Origin of the sequence: Nocardioides sp. Root151, assembly GCF_001427925.1 — a bacterium.
GTDB lineage: Bacteria > Actinomycetota > Actinomycetes > Propionibacteriales > Nocardioidaceae > Nocardioides.
Map to the genome: position 1 here is coordinate 488,074 of NZ_LMGG01000005.1, position 14,916 is coordinate 502,989.

Here is a 14,916-nt window from a genome sequence, read left to right on the forward strand (position 1 = left end):
AGGTCAGGGACGCTTCTTCGGCGGACTCTTCTTCTTGTTCGTCCGCTGGCTGCGAGGCTGCTTCTTCGGCTGCACGCGGGGTGCGACCTTCGGCTCCTCGACGGCCTCGGTGAGGGTGTCGGTGGACACCTCGGCGTCGGTCTTCAGGCCCTTGCGGGCGGCGTGAGCCTTGTCGCGCTCCGCCTTGGCGGCGGCCGCGGGCGTGCCGGGCACGGGGTTGTTGCGGATCACGTAGAACTGCTGACCCATGGTCCACAGGTTCGAGACGGTCCAGTAGATGAGGACACCGATCGGGAACGCGACGCCACCGACGGCGAAGACCACCGGGAGCACGTAGAGCAGCATCTTCTGCTGCTGGGCGTAGGGGCCGGTCATCGCCGAGGCCGGCATGTTCTTGGTCATCAGCTGACGCTGCGTGGTGAACGTGGTGACCAGCATGGCCAGCACGAAGACCAGCGCCATGACCTGCAGGCGGTGGTCGCCGTCAGCCTTGAGGAATGTGCCGGCGAGGTCGACGCCGAAGAGCTTCGAGTCGCCGAACTGACGCGCGGCGGTCTCGTCCAGGACGCCGTGCGCCTTGCCCTTCTTCGCCGCCTGGTCGAGCAGGCGGAAGAGGGCAAGGAAGATCGGCATCTGCAGCAGGATCGGCAGGCAGGACGCGAACGGGTTGGTCCCGGCCTCCTTGTAGAGCGCCATCGTCTCCTGGGCGAGCCGCTCCCGGTCGTGGCCGTACTTCTTCTGCAGCTCCTTGACCTTCGGCTGGAGCAGCTGCATGTTGCGTGAAGACTTGATCTGCTTCACGAACAGCGGGATCAGGGCGGCACGGATCACGAGCGTCAGCCCGACGATCGACAACGCCCACGCGGCACCGCCAGCCGGGTCCATGAACGTGCTGAACAGCTTGTGGAAGCCCACCAGCACGACGGAGATCACGTAGTACAGCGGGACCATGATGAAGTGGCCGATGTCGCCGAGGAAGGACACTCAGGCTCCTTGGAGAGGGGCGGGTGGGGCAGGACGAGAGGGTGGGGTGGAGGGCTCAGAGGCCGGTGGCACGGGGTCGTATCCGCCGGCGGCCCACGGGTGACAGCGTGCCAGACGGCGCACAGCCAGCCAGCTTCCGCGAATGCTGCCGTGACGGGTGACCGCTTCGAGCGCGTACGCCGAGCACGAGGGGTGATAGCGGCAGACCTGCCCGTAGAGCGGGCTGATCAACAGGCGATAGGCCTTGAGGAACCAGATCAGGGGGTACTTCACGCGCTCACCCGGCCGAGGGTTCGGGCGAGGTCGTCGGCCAGGTCGGCGTACGACGCCTCGGCCGAGGCGGGCAGCGCACGGACCACGAGCACGCCGAAGTCCGGGAGCGACGAAAGTTGCTCCCGGACGAGGTGTCGAAGTCGACGCTTCACGCGATTGCGGATGACCGCATTCCCGACTGCCTTGCTCACCACGAACCCGACACGGACCGGTGCGTCGGTCGCGTCGTCCACCCAGAGGTGTACGACGAGCGTCCGCGAACCGGCACGGCGGCCGTTGCGAGATGCGGAACGGAAGTCAGCGCCGGTGGTGAGGCGGTGCTCCCGGGGCAGCACGGCCGCGCAGATTCAGCAGCGGGCTCAGACAGCGAGCTTGCTGCGACCCTTGCGACGGCGCGTGGACAGGATGGCCCGGCCGGCGCGGGTGCGCATGCGCAGACGGAAACCGTGCACCTTGTGACGGCGGCGGTTGTTCGGCTGGTAGGTACGCTTGCTCACGAGCTTTATCTCCCCTGGAGGATGGGTGTTCAGGACTGACGTTCTGATCTGATCGTTCTGGACTGGCGTTATGGCCATTCCGCTGTTGTTCACACGGTGCCCAACGCGACGGGCAGCTATTCGGCTGGCACCGCCCACCCACGCAAGGCCCTGCAGGCAGGGCAGTCGTGGACATGCGGCACCGGTCGACACCGGGGTGACCAAGTAACGGTACGCGTTGCGCGAAGAGAGGGTCAAACTCACCATCCACCAGCCTGTGGATGACGGGTTGATCCGGGGGCCTTCCGCTTGTTACGTTCGCCTCTACCGAGGTTCCCCACGACCCCGATTCCGGATCAACGGGCATGCGTCCGTGACCCCCGTCACATTGTCCCGAAAAGGGCCTCTGAACTGGGAAAACGCACCACGATCGATTGCTCCGGAGCGGAATGGGGCCGGGTTCTCCACAAGGAACACCCGGCGTTCACAGCCTGTGGACAAAGTTGTGGAAAGATTTCCGCCGACCTCGCCGAGGAACGGCGCAGCAGGACGATGTGAGGCAATCGGCGGCTCCGGCCGCCCCGCGAGCAACAAGTTGGGGGATCCACAGGTGGACAACAGCGACGGCGCAACTCCCGGGCAGCCCACGCTCCACGAGGTCTGGCGCACCCTCGTCGACGACCTGCAGCCGAACCAGCGCGCGTGGCTGCGCTCGAGCGAACCGGTCACCCTGCACGAGCACACCGCCATCATCGCCGTGCCCAACGACTTCACCAGGGGTCAGCTCGAGGGCCGGCTCCGCACCCGCCTCGAGGACTCGCTCACCGAAGCACTGGGCCACCGGGTCCGCATTGCGGTGACTGTCGACCCGCAGCTCGACGAAGCGACGTTCGACGACCAGGCCGTGACACCGCCGCCGGTCCCGGACACCCGCGACGACCTGCACCACCAGGGCGGCGGCCGCGCCGACCACGCGATCGACGACATGCAGACAAGTGGACTTGTCGACATGTCGACAAATGTCCAGGGGAGTGTGCTCGAGACCCGGCTCAACCCGAAGTACACCTTCGAGACGTTCGTCATCGGTTCCTCGAACCGCTTCCCGCACGCCGCAGCGGTGGCCGTGGCCGAGGCCCCGGGCAAGGCGTACAACCCGCTCCTGGTCTACGGCGACTCCGGGCTCGGCAAGACCCACCTGCTGCACGCCATCGGCCACTACGTGCGCTCGCTCTACCGCGGCGCCAAGGTGCGCTACGTCTCGTCCGAAGAGTTCACCAACGAGTTCATCAACGCCATCAAGGACAAGCGCCCCGAGACGTTCCAGCGGCGCTACCGCGAGGTCGACGTACTCCTCATCGACGACATCCAGTTCCTCGAGGGCAAGACGCAGACGCAGGAGGAGTTCTTCCACACCTTCAACGCGCTGCACAACGCCAACAAGCAGATCGTGCTCACCTCCGACCGGGCGCCCAAGCGGCTCGAGGCGCTCGAGGACCGGCTGCGCAGCCGGTTCGAGTGGGGCCTGATCACCGACGTCCAGCCGCCCGACCTCGAGACCCGCATCGCGATCCTGCGCAAGAAGGCCGCCATCGAGCGGATGACCGCGCCGCCCGAGGTGCTCGAGTTCATCGCCAGCAAGATCCAGACCAACATCCGCGAGCTCGAGGGCGCGCTGATCCGGGTCACCGCCTTCGCCAGCCTGAACCGCCAGGAGGTCGACCTGACCCTGGCCGAGATCGTGCTCAAGGACCTCATCCCCGAGGGCGGGGAGCCCGAGATCACCGCGGCGGCGATCATCGCGCAGACCGCGGCGTACTTCGGGGTCTCCATCGAGGACCTCACCGGCCCGAGCCGCAGCCGGCACCTGGTCACCGGTCGCCAGATCGCGATGTACCTCTGCCGCGAGCTGACCGACCTCTCGCTGCCCAAGATCGGCGCCCAGTTCGGCAACCGCGACCACACCACCGTGATGTACGCCGACCGCAAGATGAAGACCCTGCTCGCCGAGCGCCGGTCGGTCTTCAACCAGGTCAGCGAGCTCACCAACCGGATCAAGATGCAGGCCCGCCAGACCTGACGTCGTTGTGGACAACCGGGCCCGATCACCACGAAACACAAATGAGTGAGTTGTGGACTCGCACTGGAAGTTGTCATTCCACCCGGCCCGAGTGCACACGGCCCAGCCGTTCGTCACGATTTGGCCCACAGGGGCTGTGCACTCCAAAACCGCCTCTGACCAGCCACGATGACAGTTATGCACAATTTCCACCGAACCTACGACAACGATGAGACCTATCTGGACTCCCAATGCCCGTGAACTTCAAGCGAGCGGGCTTCTGGGGAGAACTACACCGGCCGATGACCACACACCCACCGTCATGGCAGGATGCACAGTCCAGACTTGTGACGACACCCATCCGGAGGCAGAAGAACCGTGAAGTTCCGCGTCGAGCGTGATGCTCTCGCCGATGCCGTGGCCTGGGCTGCCCGCAGCCTTCCGGTCCGGCCCAGCGTCCCTGTCCTGGCCGGTCTGCTCATCGAGGCGGGCGACGAGGGCCTGGTCCTCTCCACGTTCGACTACGAGACCTCGGCCCGCGCCACCCTCGCTGCCGACGTCGCCGACGAGGGCACGGCCCTGGTCAGCGGCCGGCTCCTCGCCGACATCTGCCGCAGCCTGCCGAACAAGCCGGTCGAGATGACCATCGACGGTTCCCGGGTCTCGCTGACCTGTGGCTCGGCGCGGTTCAGCCTCCAGACCATGCCGGTCGACGACTACCCGTCGCTGCCCGACATGCCCGCCGCCACCGGCACCGTGCAGAGCGACGTGTTCGCCCACGCCGTGGCCCAGGCCGTCACCGCGGCCGGTCGCGACGACATGCTCCCGGTGCTGACCGGTGTCCGCATCGAGATCGACGGCTCGGCCATCTCCCTGCTGGCCACCGACCGGTTCCGGCTCTCCCACCGCGAGCTGGGCTGGTCGCCGCGCACTCCCGACGAGAGCGTGGCCGCCCTGGTGCCGGCCAAGGTCCTCGCCGACACCGCCAAGTCCCTGACGTCGGGCAGCGAGGTCAGCATCGCCCTGGCCGCCAGCGGCTCCGGCGACGGCATCATCGGTTTCGAGGGTGCGGCCCCCGGCGGTGTGCGTCGTACGACGACCCGGTTGCTGGACGGCGAGTTCCCGAAGGTCCGCAGCCTGTTCCCCAACGAGCACCTCACCGTCGCGAAGGTCGACAAGGCCGCGCTGATCGAGTCGGTCAAGCGCGTCGCCCTGGTGGCCGAGCGCAACACCGCCGTCCAGCTGGCGTTCAGCGACGGCGTGCTGACCCTCGACGCCGGCTCCGGCGACGAGGCGCAGGCGAGCGAGTCGATCGAGGCGACGATCGAGGGTGAAGACATCACCACCGGGTTCAACCCGCAGTTCCTGCTCGACGGCCTGACCGCCATCGAGGAGCCGGTCGTCGAGCTCGCCTTCACCCAGGCGTCCAAGCCCGTCGTGATGAGCGGCACCTCCGGCGACGGGGTCGACGGCAAGGGCAGCGGCTTCCGCTACCTGCTGATGCCGCGCCGCCTGCTCTCCTGACCCCGCAGGTCCGGCACCGCTTCCCGACAACGCACACCTCCCACCACCACTGAGGAGAAGGCATGGAAATCGGACTCATCGGGCTCGGCAAGATGGGCGGCAACATGCGTGAGCGGTTGCGCCGCGCCGGACACACCGTCGTCGGCTTCGATCGCAATCCCGACGTCAGCGACGTCGCCTCGCTCGAGGAACTGGTCGAGAAGCTGCCCTCCCCCAAGGTGGTCTGGGTGATGGTGCCCGCGGGCGACCCGACCCGCGAGACGGTCACCGCCCTGGGCGAGCTGCTCGGTGAGGGCGACGTCGTGGTCGACGGCGGCAACTCCCGATGGACCGACGACATCGCCCACGCCGAGCTCCTCGCCGCCAAGAAGATCGGGTACGTCGACTGCGGTGTCTCCGGCGGCGTCTGGGGTCTCGAGAACGGCTACGCCCTGATGTACGGCGGCGACGCGGCCGACGTCGAGAAGGTCCAGCCGGCCTTCGACGCGCTCCGTCCCGAGGGCGAGTTCGGTTCGGTCCACGCGGGCAAGGTCGGCGCCGGCCACTTCTCCAAGATGGTCCACAACGGCATCGAGTACGCCATCATGCAGGCGTACGCCGAGGGCTGGGAGCTTCTCGAGAAGGTCGAGTCGGTCGACAACGTGACCGAGGTGTTCCGCTCCTGGCGAGAGGGAACGGTGATCCGTTCCTGGCTGCTCGACCTGCTCGTCGCCGCACTCGACGACGCCCCCGGACTCGAGGGCATCGCCGGCTACGCCGAGGACTCCGGCGAGGGCCGGTGGACCGTCGAGGCCGGCATCGAGAACGCGGTCGCCACCCCCGCCATCACCGCCGCGCTCTACGCCCGCTTCATCTCGCGTCAGGACGACTCCCCCGCGATGAAGGCGGTCGCCGCCATGCGCAACCAGTTCGGTGGACACGCCATGAAGACCGACGCCCCCAAGGGCGGCGACGCGGCAGGCGGCGGCGCTCCCGACCAGACCGGCGCCGCAGAGAAGGCGGGCTCGGGCGACCAGTCGCCCCCGTCGGAGAGCTAGCACCACTTGCACGTCGCTCACCTCACCCTGCAGGACTTCCGCTCGTACGCCGCCATCGACGTACCCCTCGAGCCGGGGGTCTGCGCGTTCATCGGCCGCAACGGGCAGGGCAAGACGAACCTGGTCGAGGCGATCGACTACCTCTCGCGGTTGTCGTCGCACCGGGTGTCGAGCGAGGCGCCGATGATCCGCTCGGGCGCCGAGCGCGCGATCGTCCGCGCGGCCGTGGTGCGTGACGGTCGCACCGCCGTGCTCGAGGTGGAGCTCAACCCCGGCAAGGCCAACCGCGCTCGCATCAACCGCTCTCCCCTGCCCCGGGCGAGGGAGATCCTCGGCCTGGTCCGCACGGTGGTCTTCTCCCCCGAGGACCTCACCCTGGTCAAGGGCGACCCGTCCGACCGCCGCCGCTTCCTCGACGACCTGCTGATCCTGCGCACGCCGCGGCTGGCCGGCATGCGATCCGACTACGACCGGGTGCTCAAGCAGCGCAACTCGCTGCTCAAGACCGCCGGCAACGCGCGCCGCGGCTCGAGCTCGCAGGAGGGCGCCCTGGCGACTCTGGTCGTGTGGGACGAACACCTCGCCCGACTCGGTGCCGAGCTTCTCGTCGCGCGGATCCGGCTGGTGGAGGCACTGCGTCCCTACGTCGGCAAGGCCTACGAGACCGTCGCCCGCGGCGCCTCGCGCGACGACGCCGACCTGACCTACAAGCCCTCGCTCGACCTCGAGGGCGTGCTGGTCGAGCAGTCGTCGATCGAGGGGGCACTGCTCGCCGAGATCGAGGTGCGCCGCAAGGACGAGCTCGACCGCGGCATCTCCCTGGTCGGGCCGCACCGCGACGAGCTGCTGCTCACCCTCGGCAGCACCGAGGCGCGGTTGCCGGTCAAGGGCTACGCGTCACACGGCGAGTCATGGTCGTTCGCGCTGGCACTCAAGCTGGCGTCGTACGACCTGCTGCGCAGTGACGGCGACGACCCGATCCTGATCCTCGACGACGTGTTCGCCGAGCTCGACGTACAACGCCGCCGGCAGCTGGCCGAGCTGGTCGCCGGTGCCGAGCAGGTCCTGGTCACCGCCGCCGTTCCGGAGGACGTGCCGGCCGCGCTGGCCGGGGTGCGGTACGTCGTGGCCGACGGCACGGTCACCCGCGAGGGGGCGGTCAGCGCGGAGCGCGCGGGCGACACCGGCCAGACAGGTGCGGGTCAGGAAGACGGTCCAGTGGCAGACGGTGCGGCCGTGGAGGACAGTGTTTCCCGTGAAACCTGAACCGGAGGACGGCCCGGTCGACGAGGCGGCCGATCCGATGGCCGACTCCGTCGAGACCCCGGACGAGCCCACCCCGGACTCGACGTTCTGGGTCAGCCCCGACCACGACGACACCGGGCTCGACCTGGCCAGGTCGATCGCCAAGTCGGTGGCCGGTTCGGCGCTGAGCCCGGCGCGCAAGAAGCGTCGTCGTCGCGACCTGCCCGAGGGCATGCCGCGCGGCCGGCGGCCCAAGTCGTCTGGCGCCTTCCCTGACGAGCGTGATCCTCAGACCCTCGACACCACGCTCGGCCGCCTGGTCTCCGACCACGGCTGGGCACTCGACCTCAAGGTGCACGGAGTCTTCGGTCGGTGGGCCAGCATCGTCGGCGACGAGGTCGCGCAGCACTGCACGCCCACGACGTACGCCGACGGCCGCCTCACGGTGCGCACCGACTCGACGGCCTGGGCCACCCAGCTGCGCCTGCTGGCGCCGACCCTGGTCCGGCGGCTCAACGAGGACCTCGGGCACGGGGCGGTCACCCTGATCGAGGTCGAGGGACCCAACCTCCCGTCGTGGAAGAAGGGCCGGCTCGGGGTCCGCGACGGCCGGGGCCCCCGCGACACCTACGGCTGACCGTCCTCTCCCCCGAGTAACGCGCTGTCCACGACACTTTGCACCCCGCCCGCCGGGTGCAAAGTGTCAACAAGGGCGCACGAGTCGAAGCGCGTACGTCGAGCGCTGCCGCCCGCGCCGAAATGCCGATCTGCGGGGTCGCCGTACGTATGGGGACCCAGCCGACCCCCTGCCAACGCGTCCGCGCCGCCCTGCAGAGCCGGGAAATGGGCAATTTCATCCACAGATCCCCCGATTCCAGGGGTCACGCCGTGGATTCCCGGCTTCCGGCGGGTAATATGACGGTTGGGTCGCACGCTCACAGAAGCAGCGACCTTCTGCATGTCGAGGACGAACAGAAGAGGTACGCGTGCCGGACAACGACGAGGTCGTCGAGACCACTGAGGCAACCATCCCGCCGGACTCGGGGGCCCGCACCGTTTCCCACGACGCAGTCAACACGGCACCCGACGAGGGCACGACGTACGACGCCTCGGCGATCACCGTGCTCGAAGGCCTCGAGGCGGTGCGCAAGCGCCCGGGCATGTACATCGGCTCGACCGGTGAACGCGGCCTGCACCACCTGATCTGGGAGATCGTGGACAACGCGGTCGACGAGTCCCTGGCCGGCTACTGCACCCGCATCGTGCTCACGCTGCAGGCCGACGGCGGCGTCCGCGTCGAGGACGACGGCCGCGGCATCCCCACCGACACCGCGCCCGGCCAGGAGCTGCCGGCCGCCACGATGGCGCTGACCATGCTCCACGCGGGCGGCAAGTTCGGCGGCGGCGGCTACAAGGTGTCCGGTGGCCTGCACGGCGTCGGCGTCTCTGTGGTCAACGCGCTGTCGACCCGCCTCGTGCTCCACGTCAAGAACCGCGGCAGCCTGTGGGAGCAGAGCTTCCAGCTCGGTGTCCCCGACGCCGACCTGTTCGAGGTCCGCAAGCTCGAGGAGGGCGAGGGCACCGGCACCACGGTGACCTACTACGCCTCCGAGGAGATCTTCGAGACCACGCAGTACTCCCTCGAGACGATCACCCACCGCATCCGCGAGATGGCCTTCCTCAACAAGGGCCTCGAGATCGTGATCCGCGACGAGCGTCCCTCGGCCGACGACGTCGCCGACGCGGTCGCCGACGACACGATCAGCAACGACATCGACCAGGCCGGCGCCGATGCGATCAAGCGCCACGAGGGCGGCGGCATCGAGCAGGTCTTCAAGTACGACCGCGGCCTCGTCGACTACGTCGAGCACCTCAACCGTCGCAAGGACAAGGCGAACCCCACGATCATCGCGTTCGAGGCCGAGAGCCCGGAGAACGCCACGAACCACATGTCGCTCGAGATGGCGATGCAGTGGAACACCTCCTACACCGAGTCGGTGCACACCTTCGCCAACGCGATCAACACCCACGAGGGCGGCACCCACGAAGAGGGCTTCCGCTCGGCACTGACCAGCCTGGTCAACCACTGGGGCGAGGAGTGGGGCCTGATCAAGAAGCGCGAGGACCGGGTCTCGGGTGACGACATCCGCGAGGGCCTGACCGCGATCATCTCGATCAAGATGGGCGAGCCGCAGTTCGAGGGCCAGACCAAGACCAAGCTCGGCAACACCGAGGCCAAGGGCTTCGTTCAGCGCACCGTCAACGAAGAGCTCGGTGCCTGGCTCGAGCAGAACCCGGCCGAGGGGCGCGACATCGTCCGCAAGTCGCAGGCCGCGGCATCGGCACGCATCGCGGCCCGCAAGGCGCGCGACCTGGCCCGAGGCCGCAAGGGCCTGCTCGGTGGCGGTGGACTCCCCGGCAAGCTCGCCGACTGCCAGTCGACCAACCCCGCCGAGTGCGAGGTCTTCATCGTCGAGGGTGACTCGGCCGGCGGTTCGGCCAAGCAGGGCCGCGACCCGCGCATCCAGGCGATCCTGCCGATCCGCGGAAAGATCCTCAACGTCGAGAAGGCCCGCATCGACAAGGTGCTGGCCAACCAGGAAGTCCAGGCGATCATCTCGGCACTCGGCACGGGCATCCTCCAGGAGGAGTTCAACCTCGACAAGCTGCGCTACCACAAGGTCGTGCTGATGGCCGACGCCGATGTCGACGGTCACCACATCAACACCCTGCTCCTGACCCTGCTGTTCCGGTTCATGAAGCCGCTGATCGAGCACGGCTACGTCTACATGGCCCAGCCGCCGCTCTACCGGCTGCGGTGGAACAAGCCGGCCGAGCACGAGTTCGTCTACTCCGACTCCGAGCGCGACGCGTTGATGAAGGACGGTCTCGCGGCTGGCAAGAAGCTGCCCAAGGAGAACCCGGTCCAGCGCTACAAGGGTCTCGGTGAGATGAATGCCGACGAGCTGTGGGAGACCACGATGAACCCCGACCAGCGCCTGATGCTGCAGGTCACGCTCGACGACGCTGCGCAGGCCGACGAGATCTTCTCGATCCTGATGGGCGAGGACGTCGAACAACGTCGGTCGTTCATCCAGCGCAACGCCAAAGACGTCCGATTCCTCGATATCTAGATCTCTAACACAGTTCCTAGATTCGGGTAGAAGCGACGAGAGAGACAAGAGACAGTCATGACCGAGACACCCACGGGCACCCACGGCGGCGGCAACGACAACGGTCGCATCCAGCCGATCGAGCTGCAGACCTCCATGCAGCGCTCCTACATCGACTACGCGATGGCGGTCATCGTCGGGCGAGCCCTGCCCGACGTACGCGACGGTCTCAAGCCGGTGCACCGTCGCGTGCTCTATGCGATGTACGACGGCGGCTACCGTCCCGACCGGGGCTTCAGCAAGTGCTCGCGCGTCGTCGGTGACGTCATGGGTCAGTACCACCCGCACGGCGACACCGCGATCTACGACACCTTGGTGCGTCTCGCGCAGCCGTGGGTGATGCGGGCGCCGCTGATCCTCGGCCAGGGCAACTTCGGCTCGCCGGGCAACGACCCCGCGGCCGCCATGCGTTACACCGAGTGCAAGATGGCGCCGCTGGCCATGGAGATGGTCCGCGACATCGACGAGGAGACCGTCGACTTCCAGCCGAACTACGACGGCCGCTCCTCCGAGCCGACCATCCTGCCCAGCCGGTTCCCCAACCTGCTGGTCAACGGCTCGGCCGGCATCGCGGTCGGCATGGCCACCAGCATCCCGCCGCACAACCTGGTCGAGGTGGCCGACGGCGCGACGTGGGCGCTCGAGCACCCCGACGCCACGCGTGAGGAACTCCAGGAGGCCCTCCTCGAGCGCATCAAGGGCCCCGACTTCCCCAACGGCGCGCTGATCGTCGGGCGCCAGGGCATCGAGCAGGCCTACCGCACCGGTCGCGGCTCGGTCACCCAGCGCGCGGTCATCGAGATCGACGAGGACGCCAAGGGCCGCACCTGCCTGGTGATCAAGGAACTCCCCTACATGGTCAACCCGGACAACCTGGCGCTGAAGATCGCCGAGCTGGCCGACTCCGGCAAGGTCCAGGGCATCTCCGACGTACGCGACGACACGTCCTCGCGCACCGGCCAGAGCCTCGTCGTCGTGCTCCGTCGCGACGCGGTGGCCCGCGTCGTGCTCAACAACCTGCTCAAGCACACCGAGCTGCAGACCAACTTCAGCGCCAACATGCTGGCCCTGGTCGACGGCGTGCCGCGCACGCTGAGCATCGACCAGTTCATCAGCAACTGGGTCACCCACCAGGTCGAGGTCATCCAGCGGCGCACCAAGTACCGCCTGCGCAAGGCCGAAGAGGCCGCCCACATCTACCGCGGTCTCGGCAAGGCGCTCGACGCCCTCGACGAGGTCATCGCGCTGATCCGCCGCTCCCCCGACGTCGACGAGGCCCGCGCCGGCCTGATCGCGCTGCTCGAGATCGACGAGATCCAGGCGCAGGCCATCCTCGACATGCAGCTGCGTCGTCTGGCCGCCCTCGAGCGCCAGAAGATCCTCGACCGGTTGGCCGAGCTCGAGATCGAGATCGCCGACCTCGAGAACATCCTCGCCGACGAGGCCCGGCAGCGCCGGATCATCTCCGAGGAGCTCGCCGAGATCGTCGAGAAGTACGGCACCGCGCGTCGCTCGCAGATCATCGCCGCGGACGGCGACCTGTCGATGGAGGACCTCATCCCCGATGAGGAGCTGGTCGTCTCGATCACCCGCGGCGGCTACGCGAAGCGCACCCTGCGCCACCAGTACCGCACGCAGAAGCGCGGCGGCAAGGGTGTGCGTGGCGCGACCCTGCGCGGCGACGACGTGGTCGACCACTTCATCTCGACCACCAACCACCACTGGCTGCTGTTCTTCACGACGGCCGGTCGGGTCTACCGCACCAAGGCCTACAACCTGCCCGAGGCGTCGCGTGACGCCAAGGGCGGTCACGTGGCCGGGCTGCTCAGCTTCCAGCCCGACGAGTCGATCGCGCAGGTGCTGGCGATCCGTGACTACGAGCAGGCGCCGTACCTCGTGCTGGCGACCCGCAACGGCCTGGTCAAGAAGACCCGCCTGGGCGACTACAACAGCCCGCGCCAGGCCGGCGTCATCGCGATCAACTTCCGCGAGGACGACGACGAGCTGATCGGCGCCGAGCTGGTCAACAGCGAGGACCACATCCTGCTGGTCTCCCGCAAGGGCCAGGCGATCCGCTTCCCGGCCGACGACTCGCAGCTGCGGCCGATGGGTCGCGCCACCTCCGGCGTCTCGGGCATGAAGTTCCGTGACGGCGACTCCGTGCTCTCGATGTCGGTGATCCGCGCCGCCCAGGTCGAGGCGGAGTCCGAGGCCGGTCTCGACGCTGACGGTGCCGCCGGCGCCGAAGCGGTGGAGGCCGCCGAGGCCGAGGCTGCCGCACCGGGCGCCTACTTCGGCGTCCACCCGCAGTACGTCTTCACCATCACCGCCGCCGGGTTCGCCAAGCGCACCCGGATCACCGAGTACCGCCTGCAGTCCCGTGGCGGCATCGGCATCAAGGCGATGTCACTGGCCAACGAGGACCGCGGCGGCCTGGTCGGCGCGTTCATCGTGGAGGAGGGCGACGAGGTCCTCTCGATCACCAACTCCGGTCAGGTCGTCCGCAGCCCGATCAACGAGAACTTCCGGTCGACCGGACGCTCGACGATGGGGGTCAAGTTCGTCACCCCGAAGAAGGGCGACGAGGTGGCCGTGGTGGCCCGCTCGGTCGAGGCTCGCGAGGAGGAGGAGCTCGCCGACGAGTCGGATTCCGTGGTCGAGGGTGCAACAATCGAGGCCGACGCTTCCGTGGAAACCCCCACGGACACCGACCCCGCCGAGGCAGACCCCGCCTCCGAGGAGAGTGATGACTGATGGCCGAGAGCCAGAAACCGGCCACCTTGGGCGCCCGCATCAGCACCGCCATCTCTTCGGCGGCCGACGAGATGCGGGCCAGCGCGAACCCTGAGTCGCCCAAGGCAGCCGAGCGCGCGGCCAAGACGTCGGGCGGTCGCCGTCCGCGTCGGGCGCGCCTGCGGCTCACCCGCATCGACCCTTGGTCGGTGATGAAGACGGCCTTCCTGCTCTCGGTCGCGTTCGGCATCGTCACTATTGTCGCGGTGACGATCGTGTGGGGCGTGCTGGGCATGGCGGGCATCTGGGACTCGGTCAACCAGATGGTCGAGACAGTCATCGGCGAAGACAGCACGAGCTTCGACGTCCAGGACTACCTCGGCATGTCGCGGGTCCTCGGCTTCACGATGCTGGTCGCGGTGATCGACGTCGTACTCCTCACCGCGATGGCGACCCTCGGTGCGTTCCTCTACAACATGGCCGCGGCCCTGCTCGGCGGGGTCGAACTGACCCTCGCCGAGGACGAGCGCTGACCCTCGCCCTCGTCGGTCGAGTAGGTCGCGCAGCGACCGTATCGAGACCAGGATCGCCCCGTTTTGTACGCCGCCCAGCCGGTGGGGTAATCTTCCCCGTCGGTTGGCCTTGGTCGACCGAAGCAGCACGGGCCTATAGCTCAGACGGTTAGAGCGCTTCCCTGATAAGGAAGAGGTCAGAGGTTCAAGTCCTCTTAGGCCCACCCAAAGATCCCACGTCGCAACGAAGGGGAGCACTCCCATGAAGAAGATCATCCTTGTCCTGCTGGCCGCCGCCGGCGCCGTCTTCGCGAAGAAGAAGCTCGACGAGTCGAAGAACGAGCAGGCTCTCTGGGCCGCTGCGACCGACGACGTCTCGAAGAACTGACCCACCCGACCGTTCCGGCCCCGACCGGCCCGGTCGTCCGGGGCCTTGGCGCAATTGGTAGCGCACCTGCTTTGCAAGCAGGGGGTTAGGGGTTCGAGTCCCCTAGGCTCCACCAACTGAAACCGCAGGCCAGCCTGCGGTTTCTGGCATTTCGGGTGGAGTCGTCCGACGTCGTTGGGCGACACAACTTTTTGCATTCCGGGGGTGCGCAGGCCCGGATGTCGCTAGCGTGCTGATCGACTGCACTCGAGGAGCACTCATGACTGGCACCCTGCCCGCTCGCCCTGCACCTGTCCGTCAGCACCGAGAGTGGCTCCGTCGCCGCGTGCTGGTCGCCGCCCTGGCCGTCGCGTTGGCCTCCGGGTCCGCGGGTGTGTTCGCCGGCCCGGCCGCGGGTGCTCCGTTGCATCGGGCGAGCATCGTGAATGCCGGCCCGGTCGCGACCGATGACGCGGTCACCGGCGACGAGGACGTCCCCACGACCGGGAACGTCCTGACCAACGACACGGACCCCG

Annotated in this window: 14 protein-coding genes and 2 tRNA genes; 12 read left to right on the forward strand and 4 right to left on the reverse strand. The window is 68.1% G+C overall.

From position 1 onward, the window contains the following. Positions 1 to 3 precede the first annotated feature (3 nt). From yidC to rpmH, 4 genes are read right to left on the reverse strand one after another with little or no spacing between them, the layout of a single operon-like run. The gene (yidC, locus tag ASD66_RS17485; protein ID WP_056685222.1) at positions 4 to 951 is read right to left on the reverse strand and encodes a membrane protein insertase YidC; all 948 of its coding nucleotides are present in this window, start codon (positions 949 to 951) and stop codon (positions 4 to 6) included. 33 nt (positions 952 to 984) lie between these two features. Beyond that, a complete protein-coding gene (gene yidD, locus ASD66_RS24250) occupies positions 985 to 1,257 on the reverse strand; it encodes a membrane protein insertion efficiency factor YidD (protein ID WP_082599581.1) in 273 nt (90 codons plus the stop codon). Beyond that, positions 1,254 to 1,592 carry a ribonuclease P protein component gene (gene rnpA / locus ASD66_RS17490; RefSeq protein ID WP_056684197.1) on the reverse strand — a complete coding sequence of 113 codons (339 nt, stop codon included), beginning with the start codon at positions 1,590 to 1,592 and terminating at the stop codon, positions 1,254 to 1,256. Before rnpA ends, yidD begins: the two co-directional genes overlap by 4 nt. Before the next feature lie 24 nt (positions 1,593 to 1,616). Then, a complete protein-coding gene (rpmH, locus tag ASD66_RS17495; protein WP_056684200.1) occupies positions 1,617 to 1,754 on the reverse strand; it encodes a 50S ribosomal protein L34 in 138 nt (45 codons plus the stop codon). Between the two features lie 589 nt (positions 1,755 to 2,343). Here rpmH and dnaA point away from each other — a divergent pair. The 12 genes from dnaA to ASD66_RS17550 form a co-directional block, all read left to right on the forward strand. Beyond that, entirely contained in the window at positions 2,344 to 3,810 is a 1,467-nt protein-coding gene (dnaA, locus tag ASD66_RS17500) for a chromosomal replication initiator protein DnaA (RefSeq protein ID WP_056891719.1), read from the forward strand. A gap of 357 nt (positions 3,811 to 4,167) precedes the next feature. Beyond that, positions 4,168 to 5,313, forward strand: coding sequence for a DNA polymerase III subunit beta (gene dnaN / locus ASD66_RS17505; RefSeq protein ID WP_056684206.1), 1,146 nt, complete (start codon positions 4,168 to 4,170; stop codon positions 5,311 to 5,313). A gap of 62 nt (positions 5,314 to 5,375) precedes the next feature. Continuing rightward, entirely contained in the window at positions 5,376 to 6,350 is a 975-nt protein-coding gene (gnd, locus tag ASD66_RS17510) for a phosphogluconate dehydrogenase (NAD(+)-dependent, decarboxylating) (protein ID WP_082599582.1), read from the forward strand. Positions 6,351 to 6,356: 6 nt separating this feature from the next. Next, positions 6,357 to 7,616: a DNA replication/repair protein RecF gene (gene recF / locus ASD66_RS17515; RefSeq protein WP_082599583.1), complete on the forward strand. Its 1,260-nt coding sequence runs from the start codon at positions 6,357 to 6,359 to the stop codon at positions 7,614 to 7,616. Continuing rightward, positions 7,606 to 8,232 (forward strand): DUF721 domain-containing protein, encoded by a 627-nt coding sequence (locus tag ASD66_RS17520; RefSeq protein WP_235530146.1) that lies wholly within the window; start codon positions 7,606 to 7,608, stop codon positions 8,230 to 8,232. The genes recF and ASD66_RS17520 overlap by 11 nt, the downstream gene beginning before the upstream one ends. A 349-nt stretch (positions 8,233 to 8,581) precedes the next feature. Next, positions 8,582 to 10,729 (forward strand): DNA topoisomerase (ATP-hydrolyzing) subunit B, encoded by a 2,148-nt coding sequence (gene gyrB, locus ASD66_RS17525; RefSeq protein ID WP_082599584.1) that lies wholly within the window; start codon positions 8,582 to 8,584, stop codon positions 10,727 to 10,729. Positions 10,730 to 10,786: 57 nt separating this feature from the next. After that, positions 10,787 to 13,522 carry a DNA gyrase subunit A gene (gene gyrA, locus ASD66_RS17530; RefSeq protein WP_056891720.1) on the forward strand — a complete coding sequence of 912 codons (2,736 nt, stop codon included), beginning with the start codon at positions 10,787 to 10,789 and terminating at the stop codon, positions 13,520 to 13,522. Continuing rightward, a complete protein-coding gene (locus tag ASD66_RS17535) occupies positions 13,522 to 14,034 on the forward strand; it encodes a DUF3566 domain-containing protein (protein ID WP_056684212.1) in 513 nt (170 codons plus the stop codon). The genes gyrA and ASD66_RS17535 overlap by 1 nt, the downstream gene beginning before the upstream one ends. A gap of 129 nt (positions 14,035 to 14,163) precedes the next feature. Continuing rightward, a tRNA-Ile gene (locus ASD66_RS17540) sits at positions 14,164 to 14,237 on the forward strand. A gap of 38 nt (positions 14,238 to 14,275) precedes the next feature. Further along, positions 14,276 to 14,401, forward strand: a complete 126-nt coding sequence (locus ASD66_RS25385; RefSeq protein ID WP_235530147.1) for a DLW-39 family protein — start codon at positions 14,276 to 14,278, stop codon at positions 14,399 to 14,401. Positions 14,402 to 14,440: 39 nt separating this feature from the next. After that, a tRNA-Ala gene (locus ASD66_RS17545) sits at positions 14,441 to 14,516 on the forward strand. A gap of 144 nt (positions 14,517 to 14,660) precedes the next feature. After that, positions 14,661 to 14,916: hypothetical protein (locus ASD66_RS17550; protein ID WP_156388766.1), on the forward strand; the 256-nt coding region annotated here is incomplete at its 3' end.